At 53.2% G+C, this 17,070-nt stretch carries 8 protein-coding genes and 1 tRNA gene; 5 read left to right on the forward strand and 4 right to left on the reverse strand.

Translation table 11 applies throughout. The annotated features are described in order from the left end of the window. Positions 1 to 77: 77 nt before the first annotated feature. The 4 genes from HNQ59_RS02845 to HNQ59_RS02860 all read right to left on the reverse strand — a co-directional run bounded on the left by HNQ59_RS02845 (position 78) and on the right by HNQ59_RS02860 (position 5,371). Complete coding sequence (locus HNQ59_RS02845) at positions 78 to 1,721, reverse strand: methyl-accepting chemotaxis protein (protein ID WP_281397166.1); 1,644 nt, start codon at positions 1,719 to 1,721, stop codon at positions 78 to 80. Positions 1,722 to 1,989: 268 nt separating this feature from the next. Next, entirely contained in the window at positions 1,990 to 3,114 is a 1,125-nt protein-coding gene (locus HNQ59_RS02850; RefSeq protein WP_184034944.1) for a patatin-like phospholipase family protein, read from the reverse strand. A gap of 266 nt (positions 3,115 to 3,380) precedes the next feature. Next, positions 3,381 to 3,454, reverse strand: a tRNA-Gly gene (locus tag HNQ59_RS02855). Between the two features lie 27 nt (positions 3,455 to 3,481). Then, positions 3,482 to 5,371: a polysaccharide biosynthesis protein gene (locus HNQ59_RS02860; protein WP_184034947.1), complete on the reverse strand. Its 1,890-nt coding sequence runs from the start codon at positions 5,369 to 5,371 to the stop codon at positions 3,482 to 3,484. 596 nt (positions 5,372 to 5,967) lie between these two features. On the opposite strand from HNQ59_RS02860, the gene HNQ59_RS02865 reads away from it, so the two are divergent. From HNQ59_RS02865 to prsT (HNQ59_RS02885), 5 genes are all read left to right on the forward strand, one after another. Next, positions 5,968 to 7,371: a TIGR03013 family XrtA/PEP-CTERM system glycosyltransferase gene (locus HNQ59_RS02865; RefSeq protein ID WP_184034950.1), complete on the forward strand. Its 1,404-nt coding sequence runs from the start codon at positions 5,968 to 5,970 to the stop codon at positions 7,369 to 7,371. Between the two features lie 6 nt (positions 7,372 to 7,377). After that, on the forward strand, positions 7,378 to 9,438 hold the full coding sequence (gene prsK / locus HNQ59_RS02870) for an XrtA/PEP-CTERM system histidine kinase PrsK (RefSeq protein WP_246490824.1): 2,061 nt from the start codon (positions 7,378 to 7,380) through the stop codon (positions 9,436 to 9,438). Positions 9,439 to 9,511: 73 nt separating this feature from the next. Continuing rightward, a complete protein-coding gene (gene prsR / locus HNQ59_RS02875) occupies positions 9,512 to 10,876 on the forward strand; it encodes a PEP-CTERM-box response regulator transcription factor (protein ID WP_281397167.1) in 1,365 nt (454 codons plus the stop codon). Positions 10,877 to 11,064: 188 nt separating this feature from the next. Further along, entirely contained in the window at positions 11,065 to 13,911 is a 2,847-nt protein-coding gene (prsT, locus tag HNQ59_RS02880; RefSeq protein ID WP_184034953.1) for an XrtA/PEP-CTERM system TPR-repeat protein PrsT, read from the forward strand. Between the two features lie 351 nt (positions 13,912 to 14,262). Further along, positions 14,263 to 17,058: an XrtA/PEP-CTERM system TPR-repeat protein PrsT gene (gene prsT / locus HNQ59_RS02885; protein ID WP_184034956.1), complete on the forward strand. Its 2,796-nt coding sequence runs from the start codon at positions 14,263 to 14,265 to the stop codon at positions 17,056 to 17,058. The last annotated feature ends 12 nt before the right edge of the window (positions 17,059 to 17,070 follow it).

The raw sequence follows: 17,070 nt of genomic DNA on the forward strand, positions 1-17,070 counted from the left end.
CATGGATGAAAAACCCGCAGATTCTGCGGGTTTTTTATTGTCTGCCAGATGCCTGGAAACATGTTGACGAAACCTGATCATGACTTCAAGAGCGCCTCGTGCTGCAGGCCGAACATGAAACCGCCCCAATGCCGCCCCTTGTGATGGATGGGTACAGACACCAAGGCAAATATGTCGCCAATATCACGCACATAAGCTTGAAACAGGAGGTCGCCTTCGTCTTGTCCACATTTGTATAACATGGGGTTGCCATTGTGGAAGCGCTTGTCGCGGCTGTAGGCGGTATTGTGGGCTACATCGCTTGTCTGGGGTTGGCAGTATTTGCTGACATGCGTGGGCGGATACGTATCTTCCTTGGTTACCATGACAGCTAGGTCGCAACCTGGAATGGATGCAGCCGTCTGGTCGAAAAATGGCCTGAAGACCTTTTCGAATGCCATGTCATAGCTAGTGTGGTACTGCTGTGGGTTGGTGCCGGCAATAGCTTTGAATTGCCTGTCAAATAAGTTCTGCCCATCCCTCGACAGCTGATCCAGCATCGCCTCGCACTGCGTCCGGCAGGCATTCAATTGCAAGATGATCCGATCGAATGCGTCGTTACCCAGCTGAAAACAGCCAAGCTCCCGCATGACATGTTCGGCTGCATTGATCAGGTCCTTCGAGGTGGTAAAGCAATTCTGCATTTGTACGGACATGCTGACAGTCAGCTCATTCATCGCGCCAACGTTGTGATGCACATCGTGATTGTTGGCGGATAGTGCGTCGATCGCGCCACGGATGGAGTCAATTTCTGTATTGACACGATGACTGCCATTTGCAAATTCAACCAGCTGTGAAGTTGCCGCGCGTAGCACCTCGCTGGCTCGACCGATATTTTCTGCAATGGTCGTGGCGGATGTCGAGGTTTCTTGCGACTGGATGTGGATGCGCTGGGCCTTGTCGGTGATATTTTCTGCCAGGCTGCGGGTGCGCTCCGCCAGTTTCCGGACCTCGTCGGCGACAACCGCGAACCCTCGGCCTGCCTCGCCAGCCCGCGCGGCCTCGATTGCAGCATTGAGCGCCAGCAGATTGGTCTGGTCTGATATCTCGCGTATTTCACCCACGCTGCTGATGATTGTCTCTGTATCCTCCAGCAGTTTGCCGATGCTGGACGTGAAGCCTTGCATCACATTGGCGGCTTGCAGGGCGTTTTCATTGGCAATGGCCATGTCACCACGGGTGGATTCAGCGCCCGTGGCGAGATCTTGTGTGAAGCCTGCAATCACGGTAATGGAGTGCTTGACGTTATCTACTTCCTGACTTGAGCGTTCTGTCGACGAAAAGATATCCTGAGCTAACGTGCGCTGTTCCTGTGCTTTGTTATTGGCATCTTTGATCTGCTGCCCGATCTGTGCGGCTTCGATCGATAGCTTGATATTGTTGCGCCGGACGCCCATTAGCGTGTGTGCCAAGCCTTGTCGAAAGCTGTTCAAGGCATGTGCGATCATGTTCAGCTCTCCGCCTGGTGGCAGAATGACCTGTGTGAGGTCTTTTGACTTGCGATGGCCTATGTCCTGAATGGACTCAGCAAGCCTGTCAAGCGGCTTGCATACTGCTACGTTCAACCAGAGTGCGCCGCCCACCATGGTCAGCAGACCAAGCAATGAAATGAATACCGCAGTGTTGGTGGCGTCATGGTTGAGCAGCGCAATCACTGCCCCAGACAGAGGGATCAGCTGCATGAGCAATGCGCCGAATACGTACTTCCGCATTATGTTCCTCGCTTTTTGAATAAGCTTTTGATTGTTAATTGATGCTTGATCATGGCCCAAGCATGCCAGTGTGTCGCATTGTTGTGGATCAGTTTGTCTACGCCGTCGGATCTTATTGTCATCGCTTGCGCCAAAGCAGTGCCAACAGGGCCCAGGGCTGAGTAGCATGGGTCACTGGGCAAATCACCATGTAGCTCAGGCAGCGCATTTTCAGGCGCTACCTGGCCGATTGCGCAAATTACTGAATCGTTGCGGTGATGCTGGCTGCTGGTGCAGCCTGGCGCACCCGAGCTGCTGGGGGGAGTAGCTCTGGATGTTGGTCGCAGAACTGGTGGCCAGCCTGATGACCGATTTCGTACAGGTAGCTCAGATTGGAGCTGGACCAATCCATGATTTCAGGCCAATAAGTGGTTGGGATATTACCCATCAAATCGACCTTCAACAATCGCCGCTTTTGGCTGCCATCGCTGTCCACGTTGTGGAGCAGCTCAAACAGCCGGATGTCATCCTTGGCAATTTCCACCAGCGGTGTGATGATTGACTGAACCCACGCATCATATAAATTGCGAGGTGTGCGAATCAGCTTGTCTGCCCCCAAAATATCGAATATCACCAAGGTATCTACATCGCGCTCGCAGCCGGGCCTTCTGTCATCGTCAGAGACCAGCGCCTTGAAATTCAAGGTATCGATTGCAGCCCCCTCGATGTAGTCACAGCCGTTCAAATGATAGGGGGGGTAGATCAGAGGGAAGGAAAATGCGCATCGCAAATGGGCTGGCGTGATCTCCTTTTTACCCCAGATTGTCATTTCTGACTGCGTGACATTGTAGGCATTGATATAGAACTCCGGTTTGATCTTCGCAATGGCATCGAAGTCGATCACTTGCTCGGCAAAGGGAAGGTGAGCACACATTCCAAGGCTTTGGCCGCTGAGGTCGGACGGCGACAGCGTCGCCAATATCAACCGCAACCAGTCACCAACGAACCCTGAAATACCCTCCCCGGACCAGCTTTGGACAATGGGTCGGGTGAACGGATTGTGCGCCAACATATTCCGATACCAATCCGCAGCGATGCCTGGTTTCATGAATACTTTGTAATTCACCGGGAACAGCTCATAAATCGGGTCAGATACCCCAACGGTAGACCAGGCCTTAAGCGCCTGAATTGCATCACCATCCTTGGGGGCTTGATACAGGAGCCCCATCAATGCGCCAGCCCCCGATGTTGAAATCACGTCAAATTCGAGCTTGCGCTCAATGAAGGCGACCAATGCACCAGCCATCAGACTGGAGTTTGGAGCGCCGCCTCCAATTAGGAGAGCGGTACGAGAACTGCGATGTGTTGAGAGTTTCCCTGCCATGATCACTCCTCGGACAATGAATACCCGCCAGGCCGCGCGAGGACAGGTTAAAGACACGCCTCAATGATTTGCCCGTGATCCGGGCAAGCGCCAGCTGGTCAGGTGCACGATATTGATTTTGAGCAAAGGAGTGGAGTGCTGACACCGCTGATACAGGCCACGCCACTGCTCAAGTCAGTGAACTGCAATTGGCATTGTAGACAGTGATTTTAAAATCTGTGGTGCATTGCACCATGCGTATATCACGAGACACATGCATGAAGGCATGGAGCGGGTGAACGGAATCGAACCGTCGTATGCAGCTTGGGAAGCTGCCGTTCTACCATTGAACTACACCCGCTCAGGAAGAGGCGCCATTCTAGTCGCGTTATCCTTCACTGGCAACCCGCTTTTGCTCAAAAAAGTGGTTGTCCATCAGATTGGACGCGGGTTGATATTCGCTGACCAAGGTTTGCAGTGTCTGCCGAACTTCATTTTCATTTGGCCGCCTCGACTGTGTCACCCAGTCGATAGCCAGTTTCAGCCAAGTTTGCTCGGCGGGTCGAGCCTTGGCGATACGCAATTTCGGGTGATGAGTCGGCAAGGTATGCTCGTCATCTGCAAGCAGTTCTTCGTAGAGCTTTTCACCGGGTCGTAAGCCAGTGAATTCAATGGAGATTTGGGATTCGTTGAACCCAGAAAGGCGAATCATCTCTCTCGCCAAGTCCACAATTTTGATCGGCTTTCCCATGTCCAGGACAAAGATCTGGCCTTGTTTACCCATCAGACCTGCTTGCAGTACCAGTCTTGCCGCCTCTGGAATGGACATGAAGTAGCGGGTGATGTCGGGGTGGGTCACTGTAATCGGCCCACCATGCTCGATTTGCTCACGGAACTTGGGGACAACACTACCATTGCTACCCAGCACATTTCCAAAGCGGACGATGACAAATTCCGTATCATGGTGTCCCTGCAGGCTCTGGCAGATCATTTCCGCCATGCGCTTGGTGGCACCCATGACGTTGGTCGGATTGACGGCCTTATCAGTTGAAATCAGCACAAATTTTTTGACTTCATATTCCAGGCTGGCCATGGCAAGGCAGTATGTGCCAAAGACATTATTTCTGACGGCCTCCCAGGCGTTGCAGCTTTCCATGAGCGGGACGTGTTTGTAAGCAGCTGCGTGAAAGACCAATGCCGGGCTGAAGCGTAACATCACATCATCCAGACGGGCTTTATCTCTGACATCTCCAACCAAGTAGTCGATCAATTGTTCTGGGTGTTTTTGTTCAAACTCTTGTTCGATCGTGTATAGGGCAAATTCGCTTTGCTCGAACAACACCAAGCGACGTGGTTTGAATCTGAGAATCTGCCGTGCCAGCTCCGAACCAATTGAACCACCCGCACCACTGACCAGTACAACCTGATCGGTAATCAGGTGTTTGAGCCCGGCGATATCCAGGTTGACGGGGCTTCTGCCAAGTAATTCATCGATTTCCACTTCTTTGACGGCTGAAATGGATACATTGCCTGATAGCAGATCATCCAGCGATGGCACGGTCAGGACTTTTACCGAAGCAGCTTCACACGCTCTAACCATGCGCTCTCGTTCTGCTGGTTCGGCTGAGGGTGCAGCAATGACGCATGTTGTCACCCCCATGCGCCTTGACCAGGTACTCAATTCTTGAGTGGCGCCCAGAACCTTGACACCATGAATCTCACGTTTGTGTTTGGCTGGATTATCATCCAGCAGCCCGACGACACGCCATTTCGGATGCCGGGAGAGATCCCATAGCAGTTTGGAGGCCGCTGCCCCCGCCCCAATGACGAGGATGGGTTCGCGATCGGCAACATATTCGATTCTATCTTTCCATGAGCGGTAGAGGGCTCGACTGCCACCCATGATGCAGATCAGCAACAGGGGATTCAAAATCGCCACGGACCTTGGGATATGGCTGATCTGCAACATATAGATCAACAAAAAAGTCGCCATGGTCCCAACGGAAACAGCAGCCACGATATTTTTCAGGTCTGGCAGACTTGCATATCGCCAGATGCCACGATAGAGGCCGAACTTCCAGAAGAAGATCGTGTAAAGGCTGACAGCTAATGCCATGGAGTACCAGACGGCTTGTGAGAAGGGCATTGGTAGGTTCAGATTGAAGCGCAACCAGAACGATAGATACCATGCCAAGCAGGCGGCAAAAACATCATGGCCGAATGCCAGTAAGGGTAGTAGCCCATATTGGGCGAAATAACTGAATGTGATTTTTTTCATATTTTTTGCCAATGGGCTAGCACACTTGCCCCGGGTGCTTGCGCAGGAACAGGACAATTCCTGCCATTGCATCGATGAAGTTCAAAATGTGTATGGCGCAGATTTTAATATTGCAAAGTAGTAATATTGTTGTGTTCTGGTTTGCCTGTGCTGACCACCGCTGCGGTCATGACAAGTGCTGCAGTAGCTCCACCAGCGTGCCGTGCAGCCCACTGTGTTTCTTTCTCAATGATCCATCACGTATTTTGATAAATCTGCCAAGTGGTATGGGCTGCGGATTTCATTGGTGAATTGGTGGAATGCACTTGATAATGCTAGCCGAAATCTTGGTAAAGCGCTATTTTAACGTTCCCTGATGCAGGTCGCTATAAATTCGTTGATGTTGATATGTAAGCTGGTTTTGGTAGAATTGCGTAAAATGCGCTCGTCATTATTCCGGTTTGCTGATACATGACAGGCCTATTGTAGGTGTGCCTTGCCGACATCATGGATTTTGACATATCGAACAAACCTCGTTCTGCGATGCCACGAATTCATTGAGCTATTTGTCGGCAGTAAATGATCCCCCTTTCTGAAATCAATCGGTCACGATCGATATGCTACGCATTTTCAATCACTATGTTCCATTAGCCACATTGTTGCTGCTATTCATCGAGCTGCTGGCAATTGGGTTGTCGATATATGCTGTGAATTATATGCCTTGGCAGCAGCTGGGGATTGCTGGTATGCACCAGCTCACTCAGCCGGTCTTGCCCAAGGCCGCGTTTGTGTCCCTGCTCATGGTGGCTGTCATGGCAGCCTGCGGCCTGTATCAATCGGCCTTTGTAGGCGGGATGCGTGAAATCGCGGTTCGGTTGTTCGTCGCATTTGGCCTCCCCAGTATTGCCATGGCGGTTTTGATCTATTGGCTGGAGTCGATGCGCTTCGGTGCGCGGGAAATGTTCTGGTCAATTTTGGTGTCATTTTTATCAATCTCATTGACCAGGCTTGTATTTTTCAAGTGGACGAACATCGGTATCTTCAAGCCACGCGTGTTGGTGTTGGGGACGGGGAGCCGCGCTGTCAAGGTGGATGAGGCTGCCCGCCAGCGCTTTGGTGGCAACAATCTCGATATCGTGGGCTACATGCCGCCTACGTCAGCTACACCGCACGCGGTTGCGGCTTCTCGCATTCTGCCGCAAGAGGAGAACCTGCTGGAGGCGGTCGAAAAGCATGGCATCAACGAAATCGTCATTGCGATTCGGGATCGTCGTGGCGGCAATCTGCCCATACATGAGCTGCTGGAATGCCGCATGCGCGGTGTCAAAGTTCTTGAGTTATCTACCTTTTTTGAGCGTGAGTGTGGGCAGGTCAAGCTGGACTCACTGAACCCAAGCTGGATGGTCTTCAACGATGGCTTCAATCAAAGCAACAGTCGTGATGTGGTGAAGCGGATGTTCGACTTGGTGGCCAGCTTCATTCTGCTGCTGGTGGCCTCTCCGTTCATGTTGATCACCGCGTTGGCAATCAAGTTGGAGGATGGCGGGCCCATTCTCTATAGCCAGGAGCGGGTAGGGCAGAATGAGCAGGTATTCACCATTTTCAAATTCCGCAGCATGCGCACCGATTCTGAAAAGGATGGAAAGCCCCGCTGGGCGCAGACCAATGATGATCGCATCACTCGGATAGGCCGGTTGATCCGACTATTGCGGATTGACGAACTGCCGCAGATCATCAACGTATTGAAAGGTGATATGAGCTTTGTAGGCCCGCGTCCGGAGCGTCCTTTCTTTGTGAATAAACTGGAGGCGGAAATTCCTTATTACGCCATGCGGCATTGTATGAAGCCAGGCATTACTGGCTGGGCACAAGTGCGGTATGCATATGGCGCAACAGTCGAGGATTCAAAAGAAAAGCTGCAATATGATCTTTACTATGTAAAAAACCACTCTCTCTTTCTGGACATTCTGATCCTGATCGAAACCGTGCAGGTCGTGTTGTGGGGCAAAGGGGCGCGGTGATCGCGCATGGCCATGGAATTGACTGTTGGCATGATCAGTTATGGTTTGGCTGCTGCAGCATATGCTGGGTTGGCGGTCAGGCTTTATGGGCGGGTTGCGGGGGATGCGCGGAATCTGGCGCTGGTTGCGGCCTGCCTGGGGAGTTTGGCTTGGGCAGTGATATGTGCGACCTCGCTACCATACCTGCCGCGCTGGCCTCTGGAAGCGGTAAGAAATCTGCTGTGGTTCGTGTTTGTGCTCAGTGTATTGCGAGGGAGTCTGGATGAGCGTACCCAGCAATTGGCCAAACGGCTGAATTGGGCGGTCATTGCGGTTTTCGGGGGGGTGATCGCAGCACAGCTAGTTGTGTCGCTGTATCGCCCTGCGCATACATGGCCATTGATCGGCTTGGTTGCGGGCCCGGCTGGTTATGTGATTCAGGTGCTGATCGGTTTGGTCTTGCTGGAGCAGTTATTCCGAAACACCCATGCAGAGCAACGTTGGGGGGTCAAGTTTCTCTGTCTTGGTTTGGCTGGTATTTATGTCACTGATTTCTATATGTATTCAGAGGCATTGCTGTTTCGAGGGTTGGATCGGAGCACCTATGAAGTGCGCGGCTTCGTTGCGGCATCGATGGCGCTGTTGATCGGTATTTCCTGGTCGCGCAATCCAGAGTGGGAACTGACAGTTTCCTTGTCTCGGCGCATGTTGCTGCAATCTGCCACATTGCTGGCCGCAGGGTCATACTTGTTGCTGATGGCAGCTGCAGGGTATTACATCCGCTTCTTTGGTGGTGATTGGGGTGGGGTGCTGCAGGCATTCTTTCTGTTTGCCGCAGTGGTCTCATTATTGGCGGCCCTGTTTTCAGGAACCATCCGTGCCTATGTCAAGGTATTTGTCAGCAAGCATTTCTTCACTTATCGATATGACTATCGGGAGGAATGGCTGCGGTTTACTCGGGCCTTGTCAGAAGGTGAGCCTGGGGTGCATTTGCGCGAACGATCGATCCGGGCGATTGCGGAGTTGGTTGAAAGCCCAGGCGGGAATCTGTGGCTGCGTGACGAGCACGATCAATTTGTACCTTCCGCGCGCTGGAATATGGTCGAGATCTTGGCCAATGAGCCTGCCAGTTCATCATTGTGCCGTTTTCTGGAAGAGCGCCAGTGGGTGGTCGATGTCCAGGAATACAAGCGCTCGCCAGCGCACTATGTGGAGCTGTCAGCCCTCCCAGATTGGCTTGAGGCATTGAATCAGCCACGATTGATCATCCCGTTGATTCTGCATGAACGGATGATCGGATTTGTTGTTCTGGCTGAATTCCGGAGCCAATTGTCCCTGAATTGGGAGGTCAATGACTTGTTGAAAACCGCTGCTCGCCAAGCCGCCGGTTTTCTCGCCCAGCTGGAGGCCGCCCAGGCTTTGCTGGTTTCCAGACAGTTTGAGTCATTCAACCGGATGTCGGCTTTCGTGGTGCATGACCTCAAAAATGTGGTGGCTCAGCTATCACTGATGCTGAAGAATGCCGCAAGACATAAACACAATCCGGCATTCCAAGATGACATGCTGGAAACGGTTGGGCATGCCATCGACAAGATGAATCGCCTATTGATGCAATTGCGTAAAGGTGCGCAATCCATTGATAAACCGGAGCTGACGGAGCTGTCGGACATCATTTTGAAGGTGGTGGCTGATAAATCGGAGGCGGCACCACAACCTGCGGTGTTGATCTGCAAAAAGGGTTTGGTGGTTCACGCTGACAATGAGCGTCTGCAGCGTGTGGTGGGCCACTTGGTACAGAATGCGGTCGAGGCAACACCGCCTACCGGAGAGGTCAGTGTCTGCCTGGATCAACTGGGCAATCATGCGCGTATCGAAGTCAGCGACACCGGTAAAGGCATGAGCTCGCAATTCATCCGCGAGCGGCTTTTCAGGCCATTTGAGACAACCAAGAGCATGGGAATGGGAATCGGCACTTATGAGAGCCGGGAATATATTCGTCAGCTTGGGGGCAATATCGATGTCCGCAGTGAAGAAGGCAAGGGCACTACATTTGTGGTGACTTTGCCACTGGCCCAAGCTGCCATCTAGGTTCTGGCGGCATGATTTCATGGCTCGCATCGGTCTGATTTTGGGCCTGATCCTAACAGCGTGAGAGAGAGAATTGGAAAGTTCAGCTACACAAAGTAAAGGCACCTTACTGGTTGTTGAGGATGATCCTGGCCTGCAAAAGCAGATGAAATGGAGCTTTGATGGCTTTGAGGTGGTGGTCGCCGGCGATCGTGAAACCGCGCTGTCGATGATCCGCCGCTATGAACCGCCGGTTGTGACATTGGATCTCGGTCTCCCTCCCGATGCTGACGGAGCATCGGAAGGTCACGCAACGCTAGAACAGATCCTGGCAATGGCCCCGGATACCAAAGTGATTGTCGTGACCGGCAATCAGGACCGTGAGAATGCGGTGCGTGCGATTGGCAATGGCGCTTACGACTTCTATCTGAAGCCATTTGATCCTGAGATGCTGCAATTGATTGTGGATCGCGCTTTCCGGCTCCATGCCTTGCAGCAGGAAAATCGGCGCCTGCAGATGCGACAAGGTGAATCGCCCATGGCAGGGTTGATCACCCGTGATCCTGCCATGCAAAAAATCTGCCGCAACATTGAGAAAGTCGCACCCAGCAGCGCCACCGTGATGTTGCTGGGTGAATCAGGAACCGGTAAAGAAGTGTTGGCAAGAGGGGTGCACCAGCTCTCGCCGCGTGCAGAGAAAAAATTTGTGGCGATCAATTGCGCGGCGATTCCGGAAAATCTGCTGGAATCCGAGCTGTTCGGCTATGAAAAGGGGGCATTCACTGGTGCCGTGAAGCAGACCAAGGGCAAGATTGAATATGCTGATGGTGGCACCTTGTTTCTGGATGAGATCGGTGACTTGCCCATGCCCCTGCAGGCCAAGTTGTTACGTTTTCTGCAAGAGCGCGTCATCGAGCGTGTTGGCGGCAGGGAGGAGATCCCCGTGGATGTACGGATTGTCTGTGCAACCCACCAGAACCTGCGGAACCTGATTGCTGAGGGACGTTTCCGTGAAGACCTGTTCTACCGCCTCTCGGAAATCGTCATCAATATTCCCCCTTTGCGGGTGCGAGATGGGGATGCGGTATTGCTGGCCCAGGCTTTCATGAACAAATTCCGTCAGCAGGAAGGTCGTGGCAGCCTGTCCTTTTCTCAAGAGGCCTTGGCGGCGATCGAAAAGCATCAATGGCCCGGTAATGTGCGGGAGATGGAAAACTGTATCAAGCGGGCTGTGGTGATGGCCGATGGAGCGCAAATCGTATTGGATGATCTGGGGTTGCCGTTGACCGAGGCCGAGCTGGAGCCACTGAATCTGCGTCAGGTTCGTGAGGAAGCGGAGCGCAAGGCGATCGTCAAAGTCCTCTCACGTGTAGATGGCAATATTGCTCGCGCAGCAGATGTATTGGGGGTCAGCCGACCGACACTGTATGACCTGCTCAATCGTTATGGCTTGAAATAAAGGCAGGAAACCGATTGCAAGCCTGTGCGGGGTGATGTGGGGTATCACGACGCGACAAAATTGGAATAAGATGCCCCCACTTATGTGATTGTCCGATCCAAATTGATTGGCAGGAGACGATTGCAAATTCGCCTGCCTCGAAAATAATAACCATCGGCATTGACCGATCTAATCCGATTGAGGAGTTCATGCGTTCCCGTCGTTGTTTATCTCATGTTTTTCCCGCCCAGCCCTTGGAGCCACAGCCCCATCATGCCAAGGGGCTGACGCGCATTGCCACCATGTTGTCGTTGGCAGTGGCCTTGAGCATGACAGCTTGTAGCAAGCAGGAACCGCCCGAGGCGCTGATGAAACAGGCTCAGCAGCTGGAGTCCAAGGGGGATCGTAAAGCGGCGATCATCCAGCTGAAGAATCTATTGCAACAAAAGCCAGACGATGGAGAGGCCCGGCTGATGCTAGGGCGCCTGTATATCGAGACGAATGAAGCGGATCTGGCTGATATCGAATTACGTAAAGCGGCAACATTGTTGGGCGATAAAAGCACGGTTGCATTGATGATCGCCAAATCGCTACAGGCGAAAGGTGAGCACAAAAGGTCGCTGGATGAGTTGACCAATGAGAAAGTCCCCAATGCGGATTCGAACCCAGAGGTCTTGACCCTGCGTGCAACGGCGTTGGTCGCCTTGAACCGGTTGGATGAAGCCAGAAGCAGCTTTGAGGCAGCCTTGAAAACCAAGGCCGACCACGTGCCGGCCACGATGGGTTTGGTTCGGATGGCCCTGGTGGCGGGTAATAAAGATGAGGCCAACAAGCTGATCGATGAAATCCTACGCAAAGTGCCGAAGGATGCCGATGCGCTGCTGACCAAGGGCGACATGGTTCGGGTGGAGGGTGATAAGGTCGCAGCAGCAGACTATTATCGCCGGGCTCTGGCTGCGGACCCAGGCAAGGCACCTGGCTATCTCACACTGGCCTCCATGGCGATTGATGATGGTAAATTTGATGAAGCGCGTACCCTGCTGAAAGATGTCAGCAAAGTAGCTCCGGGCACGTTGATGGCCAGGTATCTGGAGTCATTGCTGGCCTTCCGTGAGAAGAAATTCGACGATGCCGAACGCGCCATCCAGGAAGTGCTGAAAATTGCGCCTAAACATTTGCAAAGCAACCTGTTGGCCGGGGCGATCGGGTTTGTCAAAGGTAACTATGCCCAGGCAGAGAACGCGTTGAAACTGGTCATTGAACATGACAAGGGTAACAGCTACGCTCGCCGTCTGCTGGGTGCGACATTGCTCAAACAAAAGCAGCCCGAGCGTGCCATTGTATTACTGGAGGAAGGTATCCACATCAAGGCGGATGATTCCGCCATGTTGAATCTGCTGGGTGAGGCGTATCTGCAGGCTGGCAATAACGGCAAAGCGACAGATATGTTCGCCAAAGCCTCCCAGGCTGCACCGGCTGACGCCAACACCAAGGCGCGTCTGGCATTGAGTCGCATTGCAGCGGGTGACGCGCAACGTGGCCTGTCGGACCTGGAAGCTGCATTTTCACCTGATCAGGGTTCGTTCCAGGCGGAGGTCATGTTGGTGATGACCGCACTGAATACACGTGACTTCGCCAAGGCGGCGAAGGGCGTCGAGTCATTGGAGAAGAAGCAACCCGACAACCCATTGACCTATAACCTGAAAGCTGCGCTGGCTTTGGCAAAGGAAGACCATAAGACAGCCAGAACCCATCTTGAAAAAGCCATGCAACTCGCACCGGACTATCTGCCAGCGGCGATCAACCTGGCGCGGCTTGACCTGATCAACAATCAATATGACCAAGGCAAGAAAAGGTTGGAAGGGATTGTTGCTAAATCTCCCAAGAACGCGGAAGCCATGATGGCTTTGGCCGATTATGTCGCCTCGCAACCCAACAGCAATGCTGAGGTGATGGAATGGTTGGAAAAGGCCAGGAAGGCAGATCCCACCCTGCTTCGCCCAATCTTGTCATTGACACAGAATGCGGTCAGGCAAGGTGATATGAAAAAGGCCCTGGCGTATGCGCAGGATGGCGTGGCGTCACAACCGGACAGTGCGGAAGCACTGGACAATCTCGGGCTGACACAGCTCACGGCTGGCGACAAAAACCAGGCATTGGCGACGTTCAACAAACTGGTACAGCTGCGGCCTAAATTACCTTCGACACATTTCCGATTGGCAAGCGCCCAGGCAGCCAATGGCGAGCTGAAAGTGGCCATTACCACTTTGCGTAATGCGTTGGTGCTGAAGCCGGACTTCACGGATGCAAAGGTTGCATTGGTTGAGCTGTATCTGCGGGACAATCAGCCCGATGAAGCGCTGAAGGTTGCTTCAGACACCGATAAGCAAGACCCGAAATCACCTATCGGCGTTGCACTGCAAGGTGATGCCTATCTGGCGCAGAAACGCTACCCCGATGCCATCTCTGCCTACCAGAAGGCGATGGATCGTGGGCCGACCACGACAGTGGCGGTCAAATTGCACAGTGCGCAGCGTCTGGCCGGGAATACCCAACAAGCAGATGCTACGTTGAAGAAATGGCTGGCCGCCCATCCAAAGGAACTGAATGGTTACCTGTATTTGGCTGAAATACAGCTGAATGCTGCCAACCACAAAGAAGCTGCATCTCTCTATGAGTCGGTGCTCAAACAAGCGCCGCAGAACCTATTGGCAATGAACAACCTAGCCTATCTGTATCAAAAGCTGGGTGACAAAAGGGCTGAAGAGGTTGCCCGTGCTGCATTGAAGATTGCGCCGGACAATCCAATGATTCTGGACACGCTGGCAATGATCCAGCTGGAGAAGAATGATGCAGCAGGCGCGATCGATAACTTGAAGAAAGCGCTGGATAAAGCCAAGGACAACCCCGAAATCCGTCTCCACTATGCCCAGGCGCTTGCGAAGAGTGGTAAGGCGGCTGAAGCCAGGCAGGTGGTGGATCAGCTGCTGAAAGACAAAAAAGTATCGGCCAATCTCAACCAGGAGATCATCGACCTGCAGCGCAGCCTGAAATAAGGCTCGGTTCTGTTGGCGGCATTGCATGGCCCGCACTGGCCTGCACCTTGGCTTGCATAGATCACCATGCCACGCGCTTTGTACGGTGGCATCGTCCTGTGCAGGCCACCTTGGGACGCATCGTGTTGGGCAATCTGCCTGACTGCTTGCCGGATAAGGTGTGGCATTGTGGTATTGGGTCTTGCCGTAAGACTTGAAACAGTGCGAGGCATGTGATGCCCTCAACAGCAACTGGACCAGACCACTGCCCGTGGCTTGGCGCTCGATGAGGTCGGGAGGTTGAGGGGCAAGGGGGCCATCTGGATTGGCTCTATTGAACCGTTTTTTGCAATTCAATCATCAAGGTCTGTTATGCAACCCTTCAATATCCCCTTATCCAGTCTGCGAGTGATGGCAATCGCGGTGTCGATGGCATTGGCTGGTCTGATGTCTGGCTGTGAAAGGGAAAAGCCTCCCGCCGCCAGCATGGAGCGAGCCCAGGCTTTCAAGGAGAAAGGTGATCGCGGCAGCGCCATCATCCAGTTGAAAGACATGCTGCAAACCAATCCCAACAACGGCGAGGCGCGCTTATTGCTTGCGAAGCTGTTCATGGAGACAGGCGAGCCTGGTCTGGCGGATATCGAGTTGGAAAAAGCTGCCAGTCAGAATGTCGATAAGGTGCAGCTGGCCTTGCTGAAAGCCCAGAGCCAAATAAACAATGGCAAGTGGGACAAAGTACTGGAGACGTTGACCAAAGGTGACCCCAAGCTGGCAAGCCTGCCCGAGAGCCTGACCTATCAAGGGGCGGCCTATCTGGGGCTGAAAAAGCCAGATTTGGCAGAGCAGCATTTCCAGGCCGCGTTGAAGCAAAAAGCGGATCATATTCCCGCCATTTTGGGCTTGGTGCGTATTGCTATCGAGCAGAAAAATCAGCAGCTGGCATTCGCCCGCATTGATGATGCATTGAAGAAAGCACCCAAGGATGCAGCCGCCCTTGAGCTGAAAGCCGATATGCTCCGGTTCATCGGCAAGCCCAAGGAGGCTTGGGATTTCTATATCAAAGCCAATGAGATCGATCCGGGCCGGGTTGCGCCCTATTTGAATCTGGTGGTGCTCGCGCTGGATGAAAAGAAATTCGACGAAGCGCGCAAGTATCTGGGCCGTTTCCAGAAGGCGGCGCCGGCTGCCTATGTCGGCAAGTATCTCAGCGCGTTCATCGCATACAAGGAAGGCAAGCTGGATCAGGCATACACCGAAGTCACCGAGACCTTGAAGGTTGCCCCGAACCACACACCCGCCATCGTACTGGCTGGCAGCATCGCCTTTGACAAAGGCAATTTCTCACAAGCTGAAAAGTTTTTCACCACGGCATTGGATACCGTCCCTGAGAACATGCAGCTTCGCATGCAGCTTGCCAAGACTTGGCTCCGACAAGGGCAGAGCGACAAAGTGATCGCTGCATTTCTGCCGATCATCAAGGAACATGCGGGCAATGCGGAAATGGCTGCATTGATGGGGCAGGCCTATGTGCTCAACAAGGACTATAGCAACGCCATCCTGGCCTTTACGCATGCGGCAAAACTCACGCCAGATAGCCCCGAAGCCATCACCCGTTTGGGAGTGGCCAAAATCTATGGTGGAGATCTGGCTGGGGGGCTGACAGATCTGCAGGCAGCGGCCAAGGCTGGAAAGGGTGACGGCGAGGCCGCCACGGTGCTTGCCATGACATTCCTGAACCGGAAAGAGTACGACAAAGCTTCGCAGGCATTGGATTTGGTGGAACAACTGCAGAAGCCCAACCCGGTGACCTATAACATTCGCGGCTCCATCGCTTTGGCCAGGCAAGATACAGCGGGTGCGCGCAAGGCATTCGAGTCAGCGTTGAAATTACAACCTGACTTTCTGCAAGCAGCATTCAATCTTGCACGTATGGATCTGCTCGATAAACGCTTTGTCGATGGGCGTAAATACCTTGATACCATCGTCCAGAAGCAACCCTCGAATGCTGCGGCATTGCAGGCGCTGGCGGAGTTCCTGATGCTGGAGCCAGGCCATCAGGATGAAGCCGTCTCGTGGATGGAGAAAGCGAACAAGGTCAACCCTTCGGCTGTAGGCCCGGTGATGTTCCTGACCAATGTGGCATTGGAGGAGCGCAATGTCAAAAAGGCATTGGGTATCGCCAATGGGGGCGTCGCAGCAGCAGGCGACAGCCCAGAGATGCTGGACAACCTGGCCAAGGCCCAGATCATGGCAGGGGAGAAAAATCAGGCCAAGGCGGCGTATGTCAAGATGGTGCAGTTACAACCCAGCTCTGCTACCGCACACTTCAAGCTGGCCGGCATCCAAGGCATTTTGGGTGACGTGTCCGGTGCCATCGAGAGCACAAAAATGGCCATTGCGCTGAACCCACGGATTCTGGAGCCCTATATCGCATTGGCGGAACTGCATCTGCGTAACAAACAACCCAAGGAAACGCTCAATATCGCAGAGCGCTTGAAGCGTGGTGAATCCACCCGATCACTGGGCATCACCCTGGATGGCGATGTGGCGATGTATAACAAGCAATATAGCGAAGCCATAACTGCCTATCAAAAGGCCTTCAGCCTGACAAGCAGCAGCCAGACCTTGGTGAAGTTGCATGCTGCCAAGCGCTTGGCTGGGGATAAAACGGCTGATAGTCTGATCGAAAAGTGGCTGCATGATCACCCCAAGGACATGAACATCCGTTTTTATCAGGCCGAGGTGTTGATGCGGGACAAAAACTATACCGAGGCGGCCCAGCGTTATGAAACCATTCTCAAGATGTCTGCCAACAATCCGTTGGCCACAGCCAACCTTGCTGTTGCCTATCATGAGATGAAAGATCCTCGTGCCAAGGACCTGACCACCCAAGCAGTCAAACTCGCACCAACCGATCCGTTGGTGATGGGCACAGTGGCAAGCATTCAGGTGGAGTCCGGCTTGGTCAAGGAGGCCATCAAGACCTATCAACAAGCCTTGGCATTGGATCGGAGCAAATTAAATTTGCGTTTCGGGTTGGCCCAGGCTTTGGCAAAGGATGGTCAGAAAGAGCCCGCACGTAAGGAATTGCGTGAAATATTGGCCACAGAAGGACAATTCGCTGAACGTGATGATGCGGTTGCCTTGCTGAAAGAGCTTGGCAAGTAATGTATCTGTCAA

The organism is Chitinivorax tropicus (assembly GCF_014202905.1).
Taxonomy (GTDB): domain Bacteria; phylum Pseudomonadota; class Gammaproteobacteria; order Burkholderiales; family SCOH01; genus Chitinivorax; species Chitinivorax tropicus.

What these genes read in the sequence shown, in the direction of transcription:
- HNQ59_RS02845 (WP_281397166.1), bottom strand. Translation starts at nt 1,721, where the DNA reads ATGCAGCTGATCCCTCTGTCTGGGGCAGTGATTGCGCTGCTCAACCAT.
- HNQ59_RS02850 (WP_184034944.1), bottom strand. Translation starts at nt 3,114, where the DNA reads ATGGCAGGGAAACTCTCAACACATCGCAGTTCTCGTACCGCTCTCCTA.
- HNQ59_RS02860 (WP_184034947.1), bottom strand. Translation starts at nt 5,371, where the DNA reads ATGAAAAAAATCACATTCAGTTATTTCGCCCAATATGGGCTACTACCC.
- HNQ59_RS02865 (WP_184034950.1), top strand. Translation starts at nt 5,968, where the DNA reads ATGCTACGCATTTTCAATCACTATGTTCCATTAGCCACATTGTTGCTG.
- prsK (WP_246490824.1), top strand. Translation starts at nt 7,378, where the DNA reads ATGGCCATGGAATTGACTGTTGGCATGATCAGTTATGGTTTGGCTGCT.
- prsT (WP_184034953.1), top strand. Translation starts at nt 11,065, where the DNA reads ATGCGTTCCCGTCGTTGTTTATCTCATGTTTTTCCCGCCCAGCCCTTG.
- prsT (WP_184034956.1), top strand. Translation starts at nt 14,263, where the DNA reads ATGCAACCCTTCAATATCCCCTTATCCAGTCTGCGAGTGATGGCAATC.